Source organism: Streptomyces sp. JLYT201 (genome assembly GCF_059448825.1).
The window spans coordinates 7357957-7370981 of record NZ_CM182551.1 but is presented as its reverse complement, the minus strand read 5'-3'; the positions used below and the strand labels follow the sequence as shown (position 1 = coordinate 7370981).

Genomic DNA, 13025 nt, shown 5'->3' with positions numbered 1-13025 from the left:
GTTGTCAGTGCCCGGTCGTACGGTGGTGTCCATGAACGCCACGGGGCACACCCAGCAGGAGCAGCGGCAGGACGGGCGGCCGGGCCCGGTCTGGGCCGTCGTCGCCAGCGACATCGGCCCGCTGCTGCTCGCCGCGACGGCGACCGGCCTGGTCAACGTCGTCTTCCACGCCACCGACGACGTGCGGGACAAGGCCCTCGACCGGCTCGGCTCCCGGCTGGGCGCCGAGCCGGTCGAGGCGCCCTCCTCCCCGCTGCTCGCGGAGCCCATACGCCAGCTGGAGGCCTATTTCGCCGGTCGGCTGCGCGACTTCGAGCTGCCGCTGGACTGGTCGCTGATCTCCGGCTTCAACCGGCAGGTGCTGCGCGAGCTGGCGGCGGGCGTCCCGTACGGGGCGGTCGTGGGCTATGGAGACCTCGCCCGCCGCGTCGGCCAGCCCGGAGCGGCCCAGGCCGTGGGCATGGCGATGGGCTCCAACCCGCTGCCGGTCGTGGTGCCCTGCCACCGCGTGGTCGAGAGCGACGGCGGCATCGGGGGCTTCGGCGGCGGCCTGGAGACCAAGCGACGGCTGCTGGCCCTGGAGGGGGTCCTGCCCGAGCCGCTGTTCTGAGGCCGAGCGGGCGAAGGCGCTGACAGGACGAGCCGTGTCGGTGGGTCCGTGCCTGCTGACACACTGCGCGCGTGACCACATCCTCCATATCCCCATGTCCCCCGTCCCTCCGGAGATGTGTGCCGCACCCGGCACAGCAGCCGCGGACCGGCACCCCGTCGGCCACGGCCCCGGCGGGCGAGCGATGACCGCGACCGAGCGGGCGGCCGTCGGGCCCGTCGACGTGGCCGACCTGCCCGCCCTGCGCCGCCGTGTCGCCGCGGTCCTGGTCACCAGCCAGATCCTCGGCGGGCTCGGCATCGCCACCGGCGTCGCCCTCGCCGCCGTGCTCGCCAAGGAGGTCAGCGGCACCGAGTCGCTGTCCGGCCTCGCGCCCACCGCGACCGTCGCGGGGACCGCCCTCCTCTCGGTGCCGCTGGCTTCGCTGATGACGGCGCGGGGCCGCCGTGCCGGTCTCGTCCTGGCGTACCTGATCGGCGCGTTGGGCGCCTCGGTCGTCGTCGTGGCCGCGGCCGTCGAGAGCTTTCCGCTGCTCCTCGTGGGCATGGCCGCGTTCGGCGCGGCCTCCGCGGCGAACCTCCAGGCGCGGTTCGCCGCCGCCGACCTGGCCGAGCCGAGCACCAGGGCCCGAGCCATCTCGAACGTCGTGTGGGCCACGACGATCGGCGCGGTGATCGGCCCGAACCTCGCCGCGCCCGCGGGGCACAGCGTGTCCGCGCTCGGCATCCCCAAGGCCTCGGGGGCGTTCGTGTGGGCGGCCGGGGTGTTCCTGATCTCGGCGGTCGTCGTGGCCGCGCTGCTGCGCCCGGACCCGCTCCTGACCGCACGCGCCCTGGATCCCGACACGGACACCACGAAGGCGAGCGGAGGGCTGCGGGCCGGCGTCGCCGCCGTCGCCGCCTCGGGGCGGGCCCGGCTCGCCCTGGCGACCCTCGTCATCGCGCACACCGCGATGGTCTCGATCATGTCGATGACACCGGTCGACCTCGGTCACCACGGGGCGAGCATCGATCTGATCGGCCTGGTGATCAGCGGGCACATCGCGGGCATGTACGCGTTCTCACCGGTGATGGGGCGGCTCGCGGACCGGCTCGGGCGGCTCAGCGTCATCGGCCTGTGCGTGGGGCTGCTCGCCGTCTCCGCGCTGCTCGCGGGCACCGCGGGCGGCAACCACGCGCAGACCGCGGCGGGCCTGTTCCTGCTCGGCCTCGGCTGGTCGGCGGGCCTGGTGTCCGGCTCCGCGCTGCTCACCGACTCCGTGCCGCCCGCCGCGCGCGCCGCCGCGCAGGGCCTGTCGGACCTGACGATGAACGCGGCGGCGGGCGTCGGCGGCGCGGTCGCGGGACTCGTGGTCGCGCGGGCGAGCTACGGCTGGCTCAACCTCGCGGCGGCGCTCCTGCTCCTGCCGCTGGCGGCCCTCGCCCTGTTGGGCCGCGGGGCACGGGCGGCCGAGCCCGCGGCGTGAGGCCAGGCCGGGGAGGGCGGGACCGCCGACAGCGTGCGGCGCCCCGGTCTCCGCGGGAGGGGCGCGCCACCGTCGGACGGGCCCGGCCGCCCGACCAGCCGACCACCCGGCCACCCGGCCACCCGGCCACCCGGCCACCCGGCGTGATCGGACACCCGGCGTGATCGGACACTGGAGCCGGTGTCCCACTACCGGACAGGCCCTAGTCGCCCAGCGTGATGTGGTACGCCTTGCGCAGCGTCTCGTGGACGGTCCACGTCGTGCGGTCGCCCTCGCGCAGGAAGGCCGCGTCGCCAGGGCCGACCTCGATGACGCCGCCGCCCTCCACCTCGATGGTGGCGCGCCCGCTGACGACCACGAACAGCTCGTCGGCCTCGGTGTCGGTCACCACGCCCGGCGTGATCTGCCAGACGCCGCGCAGCTGCTTGCCGTCGGCGGACTCCCACAGGACCTTGCCGGTGACCACCGGGGTGCCGGAGACGATCTGCTCCGGGTCCAGCGGCTCCTCCTCCAGGTCGACATCCGGGATGTGCACGGCAAATGAGGCAACGCTCTGATCATTCGTGGTCATGGCCGGTCACCCTAATGGGTTTGCCGCGGCACACCGCCCGCCAGGGATGAACCCAGGGGATGACCCCGGGAGCGAAGGCGACCCGACTGGCAGGAGGCAGACCCGTGTTGGTGGTGTCCGACGAGGTACAGACGGCTCTCGCACGACGGCGGCCGGTCGTGGCCCTGGAGTCCACGATCATCGCGCACGGCCTGCCGCGCCCGCGCAACCTGCGCGTGGCGCTCGAACTGGAAGCGGCCGTGCGCGAGGAGGGCGCCGTCCCCGCGACGATCGCCGTCCTGGACGGCCGCCCCCGTGTCGGTCTCGACAAGGAGCAGCTGGAACGGGTCGCCGGGCAGGACGACATCCGGAAGCTGGGCCACCGCGATCTGCCCCTGGCCGTCGCCACGGGCGCCTGCGGGGCCACGACGGTGTCGGCGACGGCCCTGCTCGCCGCCCGCGCGGGCCTGCGGGTGTTCGCCACGGGCGGGCTCGGCGGGGTGCACCGGGAGTGGACGGCGACCCAGGACGAGTCCGCGGACCTCGGGCTGCTCGCGCGCACCCGGATCACGGTGGTGTGCGCGGGGGTGAAGTCGATCCTGGACGTGGCGGCCACGCTGCAGCGCCTGGAGACGCTGGGCGTCGCGGTCGCCGGGTACCGGACGGAGCGCTTCCCCGGCTTCTACCTCGCCGACTCCGGGCACCCCGTGGACTGGACGCTGCGTACGCCGGACGAGGTGGCGGGCGTGATGCGGGCGCAGGACGCGCTGGCCGGGCCGGAGTCGGCGCTCGTCGTGGCGAACCCCGTGCCCCAGGAGGAGCAGCTCGATCCCGCGCTCCACGCGCGCGTACTCGATGAGGCGCTACGGGAGTGCGACGCGCGGGGCGTGACAGGTCAGGCGGTGACGCCGTTCCTCCTCGACCACCTGGTGCGGCACACCGAAGGGGCCTCCCTGGAGGCGAACTTGGCGGCCGTACGGGGCAACGTACGCCTGGCCGCGCGGATCGCGGCCGCGTGGGCCGAGGGATGACGGGCGGGGACCGCCCCCAGGGCCTGCTGGTCGTCGGGGACGTCGTCACGGACATCGTCGCCCGGCATCGCACCCCCTTGACGTCCGGCACCGACACGGAGGCCGCGATCCGGACGGTGCCGGGCGGCGCGGGCGCCAACGTCGCGTGCTGGGCCGCCTGTTGGGGGCACCGGGACGTACGCTTCCTGGGGCGCGTGGGCGCCGACGCGGCGGCCTGGCACGAGGAGCACCTGGCCGGGGCGGCCGTCCTGCCCCATCTCGTCGTCGACCCCGACGCCCCCACCGGCACCGTGATCAGCCTGGTCGACGCGGGCGGCGGCACGGCGGAGCGGACCTTCCTCACGGACAGCGGGGCGTCACTGCGCCTGGACCCCGCCGACTGGTCGCCGGAGCTGCTCGACGGCGTGGGCTGGCTGCACCTGTCCGGCTACTTGTTCTTCGCCGATGCCAGCCGGGCGGCCGCGCGGGCGGCGCTCGGCGCGGCGCGGGCGCGCGGAGTGACGGTGAGCGTGGACCCGGCGTCGGCGGGCTTCCTGGCGCGGCACGGCCCGGACCGCTTCCTGGCGTGGTGCGCCGGCGTGGACGTGCTGCTGCCGAGCCGGGACGAGGCGGAGCTGCTCACGGGCCTTTCGCGGGCGGCGGACGCGGCGCGGGCCCTGAGCCGCCGCTTCCCCACGGTGGTGGTCAAGTCGGGCCGCGCGGGCGCGCTGGCCGCGCGGGACGGGGAGGTGCGGGTGCGCGTGCCCGCGGAACGGGTGGAGGCCCGGGACTCCACGGGCGCGGGCGACGCGTTCACCGGCGCGTTCATCGCCTCGCGGCTCGCGGGCGCGAAGCTGTGCGACGCGGTGGCCGAGGGCTGTGGGGCCGGGGCGCGGGCGGTGTCACGGGTGGGGGCGCGGCCCGCACTCCCACCCGAGGCCCGGGCCGCACCCCCGCCCAGGGCCCAGCCCGCACCTCCACCAGGGGCCCGGCCCGCGCTCCTGCCCGGGGTTCGGCCCGCACCCCCGCCCGGGGCGCAGCCCGCGCCGAAGATTCCGCAGCACGGCGGTGGGCAGGCGTAACGGCGACGACCCGGACCGGAATCCTCCGATCCCACAGGCCCCAACGCGGTCAGGGCCGGACTGGCAGACTTGTCCCTCAAGTCCAGCGCGAGGAGCCGCACATGTCGATGGGGAGCAACTTGCGGAAGGTGAGCGGCTTCCGCAAGGTCGGGAGCCTGAGGAGCGTGCGCGGCCTGCAGAAGGTGGCCCGCCTGACCCGGCGCGGCCCGCGCGTCGATCTGAGCCACCCCGCGCGCTCCCCCCTGGGTTCCTCGGTCGTGAAGTGCGTGACGTACAGAAAGGGGGTGCGGCAGACCGCGGCGGGCGACGGTGACCTCGTCGAGGCCGTGGCCCAGGTCCGCAAGGACGACGACGGCTTCGTCTGGCTCGGTCTGCACGAGCCCACGGAGCCGGAGTTCGCCGGCATCGCCGAGCTGTTCGGCCTGCATCCGCTGGCGGTCGAGGACGCGGTCCACGCCCATCAGCGGCCGAAGGTCGAGCGCTATGACCAGACGCTGTTCGCCGTGTTCAAGACCGTCTGCTACGTCGAGCACGCCGAACTGACCGCGACCAGCGAGGTGGTGGACACCGGCGAGATCATGGTCTTCGTCGGCCGCGAGTTCGTGATCACCGTGCGGCACGGCAGGCACGGCTCCCTCGGCCCGCTGCGCGAACAGCTCGAAGCGACGCCCGAGCAGCTCGCGCAGGGACCGGCCGCGGTGCTGCACGCGATCGCGGACCAGGTCGTCGACGACTACCTCGATGTGACGGAGGCGGTGCAGGAGGACATCGACGCGGTCGAGTCGGAGGTGTTCTCCGCCACCGGGGCACGCACGGCCGACCCCGGCCGCATCTATCAGCTCAAGCGGGAGCTGCTGGAGCTGAAGCGCGCGGTGGTGCCCCTCGGCCGCCCCCTCCAGGTGCTCGCCACCCAGCCGATCCGCGTCATCGCCCCGGAGATACAGGCGTACTTCCGCGACGTGGACGACCACCTCAAGCGGGTCGCCGAGCAGATAGCCGCCTTCGACGAACTCCTCAACTCGATCCTCCAGGCCCACCTCGCCCAGGTGACGGTCGCGCAGAACGACGCCACCCGGAAGATCACGGCGTGGGCCGCCATAGTGGCCGTCCCGACGATGATCTGCGGCATCTACGGCATGAACTTCGACCACATGCCCGAGCTGCACTGGCGGTTCGGCTACGCGCTCGTCATGGGGGTGATCGCCACGGGGTGCGTCGTGCTGTACCGGGGCTTCAGGCGCAACGGCTGGCTGTGAGGCGCCCCCGGGAAGGGAAGCGTCAGCCCTTGGCGTAGACGCTCTCGCACCAGGCCGCGAGCTGCTCCTCCGTCAGGTGCTTGGCGAGATCGGCCTCGCTGATCATCCCGACGAGGCGCTTGTCCTCGATCACGGGGAGCCTGCGGATCTGGTGGCCCTGCATCTCCTCCAGGACGGCGTCGACACCGGCGTCCGAGGCGATCCAGCGCGGGGTGCCCTGGGCGAGTTCGCCCGCGGTGACCTTGGCCGGGTCGTGCCCCATCGCCACGCAGCGGACGACGATGTCGCGGTCGGTGAGGATGCCACACAGCCGCTCGTTCTCGTCGCTGATGGGCAGGGCGCCCACGTCCAGCTGGCGCATCAGCTGCGCGGCGCGGTCCAGGGTCTCGTGGGCGGGGATCCACTGGGCCCCGCGGTGCATGATGTCTGCGGCGGTGGTCATGACGTACCTCCCGGTGCCGGACGACCGGCGCGGCGCGGCGCGGGGGCACCGCTGGTACCGACGACCTCGTTCAGCCCCGACGACCTCATTGTCACCGCCGCGCCGGACGGCTGCACCCGCAGCCGGTCTGCACCCGGCGGCCGCGCCGGGGCGGCGCGGCGCCACGGCGGGTCGGTGCCACGGTGGCGCCGCGGCGGGTCGGTGCCGCGGTGGCGCCGCGGCGGGTCAGCCGTTCCACGCCGGATGCCGGGGGTCGTCGGCCCGTACGGTCACGTCGGCGGCGGCCGTGGGGTCGCGCTCGGCCTCGTAGCGCTCGAAGGCCGGGAGCGTCCACCGCTCCTCGGGGGCCGTGCGCCGGTGCAGGGCGCCCGGGGAGAGCCGTACGTGCACCGTCAGATCGAAGGGGAACCAATGACCGAGCAGCAAGGGGCCGTGCAGCAACAGCAGCCCTCCCGGCGGGAGTTGGACGTACGGGCTGCGCGTGGCACGGTCGGCGGCCGGGTCCCACAGGTCGGGCAGGATCCGGCCGGTGCCGCCGGGGTCCAGCGGTCCGAAGACCTCGCGCCAGAGGGCGCCCGTGTCGAACCAGCCGCTGTAGTAGGCCTCGACGTCCTCGTGGCCGTACTCGAACCGCAGCGAGGCGGGCCGCAGGAACCCCTGGGTGCCGACGACGAGCGCGGACCGCCCGCGCACGCGCAGCGCGTCGGCGACCCGCTCGGCGAGGTCACCGGGCCGGGCCGCGGGAGCGCCGTCGAAGGCGACGCGCGGCCAGTCGCCGCCGTCCGCGGGCGCCAGTTCCAGGAGCCGGTCGGCGAGGGCGTCGGTGAGCCGTTCCCAGGTGATCGCTTCGAGTCGCACGGGGCCATGATGCCCGCCCGCCAAGGGCGCGCCGCGGTGCGGGTGGGCACGGGGGCGCGGGCGGCGTGCGGCACCTCGCCGGGCGGAAGGATACCCGTATGGCGCTCCCCCGCTCACCGACTCCCGCCGCCGATGGCCGCCTTGTCGTCTTCCAGCCCCTCAAGCACAAGCGCTGCACGGAGTGCGGCGCCGGGCCGTTGGCACTGCTCGCCCTGGAGGAGGGCAGGCCGCGGTGTCTGGACTGCGCCGACCTCGGGCACCTCGTGTATCTCCCGCGCGGCGACACCGCGCTCACCAGGCGGTCGCGGGAAGGCAGCGCGTTGTCGGCGGTGGTGGTCCGCTTCAACCGGCGCAAGAGCCGGTACGAGCGCCAGGGCGTCCTGGTCGAGGAGGCGGCGCTCGCGCTGGCCGAGCGGCGGTGTCTGGCCGACGCGGAGGCCAGGGCGCGGCGGCGCGCGCGGGACGCCGTGCGGCGGGCGGCGGGGGACGAGCGGTTCGCGGCGGCGTTCGCCGAGGAGATCCTGCGGCTCTTTCCCCGGTGTCCGCCGGAGCGGGCCCGGCGGATCGCCGCGCACGCCTCGGTGCGCGGCAGCGGCCGGGTGGGCCGCAGCGCGGCGGGGCGGGCCCTCACTCCGCGCGCGGTGACGGCGGCCGTGATCGCGGCGGTGCGCCACACGGAGACGGAGTACGACGCCCTGCTGATGCGGGGCGTCCCCCGGGGTGAGGCCAGGCGCCGCATCGCGCGCGGCGTCGAGGAAGCACTGTGCGCGTGGGGGCACCGGACGGGCTGAGGGGCACCCCAACAGGCACCCCAACAGGCACCTCCACAGGCCCCCCAAAGCGCACCCCCACAGGCCCCGCCGCAGGCTCGCCCCACAGGCACCCTCGCCGGGGTGCCCCGCGCACGGCTCGGAGGAGGCGGCGCGCGCCGGTGGCGAGACGGTGGCGCATGGAGGTGCGGGAACAGCGTATGGCCGGGGGCGCGTCGTGGCATTTGACTTGTCGTAGACACACCACACCGTGCAGGATCTTGCGCGGCGCGCCGACCGTCCCCAGGCCCGGTCCCCCGTGGGAAAGCACCCCGCGAGCCGATCGTCCAGAGGCCGGACCCACTCAGGGAGTTGCCATGATCGAGGGACCCTACTTCGTGCTCACCGTCCTCGGAGCGATCTCCTGCGGCCTGGTCGCGGGGGTGTTCATCGGCTTCTCCACGTTCGTGATGAAGGGCCTCGCGGCGCTGCCCCCGGCCCAGGGCATCGCCGCGATGAACGCGATCAACGTCACGGCGGTCACTCCGGCGTTCATGGCCGTGTTCATGGGGGCGACGGGCTTGTGCGCGGTGCTCGCCGTGGTCACGTTCGTGCTGTGGCCGGACGACGGCAGAGTGGAGCTGCTGCTCGGCTGCACGCTGTATCTGGTGGGCTGCTTCGGCGTCACCGTGGCGGCGAACGTGCCGCGCAACGACGCGCTGGCGAAGGTCGACGCGGGCTCGGAGAGCGGGGCCGCGTACTGGCGCACGTATGTGACGGAGTGGACCATGTGGAACCACGTGCGGACCGCGGCGGCCACCGCGGCCTCGCTCGCCTTCGTCCTCGGCCTGACCTGACCGGCCCGCACCGCCGACTCCACCGGCCCGAATCCTCCGGCCCGACTCCACCGGCCCGGCCGACCGGCCCGGTCAGCGCCGCGCGGCCGTCGCCGCGCTCCCGGCATGCCCGCCCCGCCCCCGCGACGTACCGTGGCTCGAAGGACGCGTATCGCGGGCGGGGAGACGTAGGGAGACGGCCATGGCCGACCCCAAAGGGTTCCTCAGGGTGGCGCGCGAGGAGTGGCCGCGGCGGGCGGTCGGCGACCGGGTCAAGGACTGGGACGAGGTGTACGAGCCGGGCGCGCTGCTTCCGCTGGTGGAGCGGCAGGCGGACCGGTGCATGGACTGCGGGGTGCCGTTCTGCCACGAGGCGTGCCCGCTGGGGAACCTCGTCCCGGAGTGGAACGAGCTCGTCTCGCGCGCCGACTGGCACGCGGCGGCGGAGCGGCTGCACGCGACGAACAACTTCCCCGAGTTCACCGGGCGGCTGTGTCCCGCCCCGTGCGAGGCGGGCTGCGTACTCGCGATCAACCAGCCCGCGGTGACGATCAAGAACGTCGAGGCCGCCATCGCCGACCGCCTCTGGGCGGACGGCCTCGCGCCGCCCCGGCCGCCAGAGCGGCTCACCGGCAGGAGCGTCGGCGTCGTCGGCTCGGGCCCGGCGGGCCTCGCGGCGGCGCAGCAGCTGACGCGCGCCGGGCACACGGTCGTGGTGTACGAGCGCGAGGACCGCGCGGGCGGGCTGCTGCGGTACGGGATCCCCGCGTTCAAGATGGAGAAGCGGCATCTCGACCGGCGGCTCGCGCAGCTGACCGCCGAGGGCACCACGTTCCGTACGTCGACGCACGTCGGGCGGGACGTGGACGCGGCGGCGCTGCGCGCCCGGCACGACGCGCTGGTCCTCGCGGTGGGGGCCACGGCGTGGCGGGACCTCGCGGTGCCGGGGCGGGAGCTGGCCGGGGTCCGGCAGGCGATGGAGTACCTGCCGCTCGCCAACCGCGTGTGCGAGGGGGACCTCGACGTCTCGCCCCTGTCGGCGGCCGGGAAGCACGTGGTGATCGTGGGCGGCGGCGACACCGGCGCGGACTGCCTGGGCACGGCGGTGCGGGAGGGCGCGGCGTCGGTGACGCAGGTCGACATCCGGCCGCTGCCGGGCGCCGAGCGGGACGGGGCGGCGGCGCCCTGGCCGACGTACCCGCACGTGTACCGCGTGACCCCCGCGCACGAGGAGGCCGGGGAGCTGGGGTTCGGGCAGCGCCCCGACGCGGACGCGCGGATCTTCGCGGCGGCCACGGTGCGGTTCGCCGGGGACGCGGCGGGGCGGGTGCGGGCCGTCGTGCTGTCCGGGGTGGACGGGGACCGGCGGCCGGTGCCCGGCGCGGAGCGGCTGCTGCGCGCCGATCTGGTCCTGCTCGCGCTGGGGTTCCGGGGGCCGGAGGTGGCCGGGGGCGCGGTCGGGGAGCTGGGCGTGTCCGTGACGCCGGGCGGGGCCGTGGCGCGTGACGACGCCTACGCGACGGACGTGCCGGGGGTGTTCGTCGCCGGGGACGCGGGCCGCGGCCAGTCCTTGGTGGTGTGGGCGATCGCGGAGGGCCGGGCCGCGGCGGCGGCCGTGGACCGCTGGTTGATGGGGGCCACGCACCTGCCCTCTCCGCTGGGCGCCCACACCCGCCCCCTCACGGCGTGACCGCGCCCGGCGCCTCCCGCCACCCGCCCCCTCACGGCGTGGCCGCGCCCCGAGCCTCCCGCCTCGCCCCGGTGGCGGACTCCGCAACAGCGCAGGCCGACGGCCGACCCACCACGGCAGCCCCCAGGGCCGGCCACCGGCCGACCCCGACGAGCGACTTCACCCGCAGCCCTCCCAAAGCGCGCGGCCCTCCGGCAGGGCGACGACCGCGCGAACGCGTCAACCCACTGCCGACGACGGCCCGCCGAGAGCCGCAGACGTCCGCGCCACGCGGAACACCGACCGGGCCCGCCCCGGCCGCACGGCCGCGCCCCCTCACTGCTTGCGCGCCACCCCGCCGAAGAGGGGCACCGGCCCCTCCCCCGCCACGGGCACCCGTTCGCCCAGTTCCGGATGCCAGGCGTCGACCGTCGTCACGCCCGGGGCCGCGAGGTCGAGGCCGGTGAAGAAGCGCAGGACGTCCGTGCGGTCGCGCAGGGCGAGGTCGAGGGCGCGGGACGCGTAGAGGTCGCCCGCGGCCCGGGCCCGGTCGGGGGTGAACTCGCCGGTGCCGTGCGACAGCATCAGCCAGCTGCCGGGCGGCAGCGCGGACATCAGCCGGTCCACCAGGTCGTACGGGCCGCTCTCGTCGGGGACGAAGTGCAGCAGGGCGATCAGGGAGAGGGCGACGGGCCGGTTGAAGTCGAGGGTCTTGCGCGCCTGTTCGAGGATCGCGGCGGGTTCCCGTACGTCCGCCTGGATGTACTCGGTGGCGCCCTGGGGCGTCGAGCGCAGGAGCGCCTCCGCATGGGCGAGCACGATCGGGTCGTTGTCGCAGTACACCACGCGGGCGTCGGGCACGGCCCCCTGGGCGATCTGGTGCAGATTGGGCTCGGTCGGGATGCCGGAGCCGATGTCGAGGAACTGGCGGACCCCGGACGCCGCGAGCCACCGCGTGGCGCGCTGCATGAACGCCCGGTTGGCCCGCGCGATGCCCGGGATCCGCGGGTCCATGGCGACGAGCCGACGGCTCATCTCCTCGTCGACCGGGTAGTTGTCCTTGCCGCCGAGCCACCAGTCGTACATCCGCGCCGGATGCGGCTTGCTGGTGTCTATGTACGGCGACGCGGACTCCCCCTGCGGCGACGCGGACTGTCCCTGCGGCGAGGCGGACTCCCCGTCCCGCGGCGTGGACTTCCCCGCGGCCCCCCGGCTGCCCGCTCCGGTCCCGGTCAACTGCGGCTCCCTCGCCAGTTCGGCAACGTACGAATCGCGCCAGATTCCGCGCGCGCGGCGACCGCGGTCGCTACGCGCGTCACGACAGCAGGAAGTCGGCCTCCCCGGCCTTCGCTCCCTGTATGAACGCCCTGATCTCGCCGTCCGTGTAGATGAGCGCGGGGCCGTCCGGGTCGGAGGACTGGCGCACGGCGACGCGCCCGTCGTCCAGCTTCATCGCTTCCAGGCAGTTGCCGCCGTTGCCGCCGCTCCACGGCTTGTGCCAGCCCTCACTGCCGAGCTCGCGGGCGGGCATGCCGTTGTAGATCCGGGAGGACCCGGGGGGCCGGGAATCGGCGCGGGTGTCGGGCCGTGACGAGGGGCCCGTGCCCGCTCGGTGTCGATCTCGGTCCATTCACAGCTCCTTGCGGACATCCCGGAGGATCTCCTTCGTGCGTTGTGCGGTCGCGGCCTGGGCCGCCATGCGGTCCATGACCTCCAGATGCGTCGCCACCTCGGCGCGCGCGTCCAGATAGACGGCGCCGGTGAGGTACTCGCTGTAGACCATGTCCGGCAGCTCCGCCATGGCGAAGCGGAAGAGCACGAACGGTCCGAACGTGCCCGGGTGCGGGCCCGCCGCGAACGGCGCGACCTGCAGCGTCACCCGAGGCATTTCGGTGGCCTCAAGCAACCGGTCGATCTGCGCACGCATGACTTCGGGCCCGCCGACGGGACGGCGCAGGGCCGTCTCGTCCATCACGACCCACAGCCGCGGCCCGTCCTCCCGGGTCAGCAGCGTCTGACGCTCCATGCGCAGGGCGACATAGCGCTCGGTGTCCTCGGGCCGGGTCTGGCCGATGGCTCCGGAGAGCAGGACGCCGCGCGCATAGTCCTCGGTCTGCAGCAGACCGGGCATGAAGTGCGGTTCGTACGACCTGATGAGGCTCGCGGCGCCCTCCAGGCTGACGTACATGCTGAACCAGCCCGGCAGGATGTCGTGGAAGCGCTGCCACCAGCCCGGCTTGTTGGCCTCCTCGGCGAGGGCGATGAACGACTCGGCCTCTTCGTCCGCGATGCCGTACGCCTTGAGGAGCAGTTGCAGATACGGGATCTTCAGCGCGACCTCGGCGGTCTCCATGCGGCGCACCGTGGCCGGGGCCACGCGCAGGATCCGTGCGGCCTCGTCACGCTTGAGCCCCGCACGCTCACGCAGGTCCTGCAGGCGACGACCGAGAACGACCTGTCCGACGGTCGGCGCCGACCGCGGTTCGCTCACGTCCTAC

General features: G+C 74.7%; 14 protein-coding genes. 8 read left to right on the top strand and 6 right to left on the bottom strand.

Annotated elements, in window-relative coordinates:
- Positions 1 to 31: 31 nt before the first annotated feature.
- Positions 32 to 610: a methylated-DNA--[protein]-cysteine S-methyltransferase gene (locus AC5WAM_RS31240; protein WP_495519581.1), complete on the top strand. Its 579-nt coding sequence runs from the start codon at positions 32 to 34 to the stop codon at positions 608 to 610.
- A 184-nt stretch (positions 611 to 794) separates the two neighbouring features.
- Entirely contained in the window at positions 795 to 2075 is a 1281-nt protein-coding gene (locus tag AC5WAM_RS31235) for an MFS transporter (protein ID WP_495523679.1), read from the top strand.
- A gap of 202 nt (positions 2076 to 2277) precedes the next feature.
- Here the strand turns inward: AC5WAM_RS31235 and AC5WAM_RS31230 are convergent, their stop codons facing one another.
- Positions 2278 to 2646: a cupin domain-containing protein gene (locus tag AC5WAM_RS31230; protein WP_366790656.1), complete on the bottom strand. Its 369-nt coding sequence runs from the start codon at positions 2644 to 2646 to the stop codon at positions 2278 to 2280.
- A gap of 59 nt (positions 2647 to 2705) precedes the next feature.
- On the opposite strand from AC5WAM_RS31230, the gene AC5WAM_RS31225 reads away from it, so the two are divergent.
- The 3 genes from AC5WAM_RS31225 to corA all read left to right on the top strand — a co-directional run bounded on the left by AC5WAM_RS31225 (position 2706) and on the right by corA (position 5973).
- Positions 2706 to 3656, top strand: a complete 951-nt coding sequence (locus AC5WAM_RS31225; protein WP_495519580.1) for a pseudouridine-5'-phosphate glycosidase — start codon at positions 2706 to 2708, stop codon at positions 3654 to 3656.
- Positions 3653 to 4717, top strand: coding sequence for a carbohydrate kinase family protein (locus tag AC5WAM_RS31220; RefSeq protein WP_495519579.1), 1065 nt, complete (start codon positions 3653 to 3655; stop codon positions 4715 to 4717). Before AC5WAM_RS31225 ends, AC5WAM_RS31220 begins: the two co-directional genes overlap by 4 nt.
- Positions 4718 to 4818: 101 nt before the next feature.
- The gene (gene corA, locus AC5WAM_RS31215) at positions 4819 to 5973 is read left to right on the top strand and encodes a magnesium/cobalt transporter CorA (RefSeq protein ID WP_495519578.1); all 1155 of its coding nucleotides are present in this window, start codon (positions 4819 to 4821) and stop codon (positions 5971 to 5973) included.
- Positions 5974 to 5995: 22 nt separating this feature from the next.
- Here the strand turns inward: corA and AC5WAM_RS31210 are convergent, their stop codons facing one another.
- Both AC5WAM_RS31210 and AC5WAM_RS31205 read right to left on the bottom strand, forming a co-directional pair.
- A complete protein-coding gene (locus AC5WAM_RS31210) occupies positions 5996 to 6415 on the bottom strand; it encodes a CBS domain-containing protein (protein WP_138959110.1) in 420 nt (139 codons plus the stop codon).
- 225 nt (positions 6416 to 6640) lie between these two features.
- Positions 6641 to 7273 carry a nucleoside/nucleotide kinase family protein gene (locus tag AC5WAM_RS31205; protein ID WP_495519577.1) on the bottom strand — a complete coding sequence of 211 codons (633 nt, stop codon included), beginning with the start codon at positions 7271 to 7273 and terminating at the stop codon, positions 6641 to 6643.
- Between the two features lie 98 nt (positions 7274 to 7371).
- Here AC5WAM_RS31205 and AC5WAM_RS31200 point away from each other — a divergent pair, with 98 nt between their 5' ends.
- The 3 genes from AC5WAM_RS31200 to AC5WAM_RS31190 all read left to right on the top strand — a co-directional run bounded on the left by AC5WAM_RS31200 (position 7372) and on the right by AC5WAM_RS31190 (position 10548).
- The gene (locus tag AC5WAM_RS31200; protein ID WP_366790661.1) at positions 7372 to 8064 is read left to right on the top strand and encodes a DUF2293 domain-containing protein; all 693 of its coding nucleotides are present in this window, start codon (positions 7372 to 7374) and stop codon (positions 8062 to 8064) included.
- A 335-nt stretch (positions 8065 to 8399) separates the two neighbouring features.
- Positions 8400 to 8879, top strand: coding sequence for an anthrone oxygenase family protein (locus tag AC5WAM_RS31195; RefSeq protein WP_495519576.1), 480 nt, complete (start codon positions 8400 to 8402; stop codon positions 8877 to 8879).
- Between the two features lie 181 nt (positions 8880 to 9060).
- Complete coding sequence (locus AC5WAM_RS31190; RefSeq protein ID WP_495519575.1) at positions 9061 to 10548, top strand: glutamate synthase subunit beta; 1488 nt, start codon at positions 9061 to 9063, stop codon at positions 10546 to 10548.
- 315 nt (positions 10549 to 10863) lie between these two features.
- Here the strand turns inward: AC5WAM_RS31190 and AC5WAM_RS31185 are convergent, their stop codons facing one another.
- The 3 genes from AC5WAM_RS31185 to AC5WAM_RS31175 form a co-directional block, all read right to left on the bottom strand.
- Positions 10864 to 11763, bottom strand: coding sequence for an SAM-dependent methyltransferase (locus AC5WAM_RS31185; RefSeq protein ID WP_495519574.1), 900 nt, complete (start codon positions 11761 to 11763; stop codon positions 10864 to 10866).
- Positions 11764 to 11842: 79 nt separating this feature from the next.
- Positions 11843 to 12058: a DUF397 domain-containing protein gene (locus AC5WAM_RS31180; protein WP_051855567.1), complete on the bottom strand. Its 216-nt coding sequence runs from the start codon at positions 12056 to 12058 to the stop codon at positions 11843 to 11845.
- A 99-nt stretch (positions 12059 to 12157) separates the two neighbouring features.
- Positions 12158 to 13018 (bottom strand): Sco1979 family transcriptional regulator, encoded by an 861-nt coding sequence (locus AC5WAM_RS31175; RefSeq protein WP_495519573.1) that lies wholly within the window; start codon positions 13016 to 13018, stop codon positions 12158 to 12160.
- Between the last annotated feature and the right edge of the window lie 7 nt (positions 13019 to 13025).

Excerpts from the sequence above, each read along its gene's own strand:
- AC5WAM_RS31190 (WP_495519575.1), top strand. The coding sequence starts at position 9,061 with ATGGCCGACCCCAAAGGGTTCCTCAGGGTGGCGCGCGAGGAGTGGCCG.
- AC5WAM_RS31195 (WP_495519576.1), top strand. The coding sequence starts at position 8,400 with ATGATCGAGGGACCCTACTTCGTGCTCACCGTCCTCGGAGCGATCTCC.
- AC5WAM_RS31230 (WP_366790656.1), bottom strand. The coding sequence starts at position 2,646 with ATGACCACGAATGATCAGAGCGTTGCCTCATTTGCCGTGCACATCCCG.
- AC5WAM_RS31235 (WP_495523679.1), top strand. The coding sequence starts at position 795 with ATGACCGCGACCGAGCGGGCGGCCGTCGGGCCCGTCGACGTGGCCGAC.
- AC5WAM_RS31180 (WP_051855567.1), bottom strand. The coding sequence starts at position 12,058 with ATGCCCGCCCGCGAGCTCGGCAGTGAGGGCTGGCACAAGCCGTGGAGC.
- AC5WAM_RS31210 (WP_138959110.1), bottom strand. The coding sequence starts at position 6,415 with ATGACCACCGCCGCAGACATCATGCACCGCGGGGCCCAGTGGATCCCC.
- AC5WAM_RS31240 (WP_495519581.1), top strand. The coding sequence starts at position 32 with ATGAACGCCACGGGGCACACCCAGCAGGAGCAGCGGCAGGACGGGCGG.
- corA (WP_495519578.1), top strand. The coding sequence starts at position 4,819 with ATGTCGATGGGGAGCAACTTGCGGAAGGTGAGCGGCTTCCGCAAGGTC.
- AC5WAM_RS31225 (WP_495519580.1), top strand. The coding sequence starts at position 2,706 with ATGACCCCGGGAGCGAAGGCGACCCGACTGGCAGGAGGCAGACCCGTG.
- AC5WAM_RS31200 (WP_366790661.1), top strand. The coding sequence starts at position 7,372 with ATGGCGCTCCCCCGCTCACCGACTCCCGCCGCCGATGGCCGCCTTGTC.
- AC5WAM_RS31220 (WP_495519579.1), top strand. The coding sequence starts at position 3,653 with ATGACGGGCGGGGACCGCCCCCAGGGCCTGCTGGTCGTCGGGGACGTC.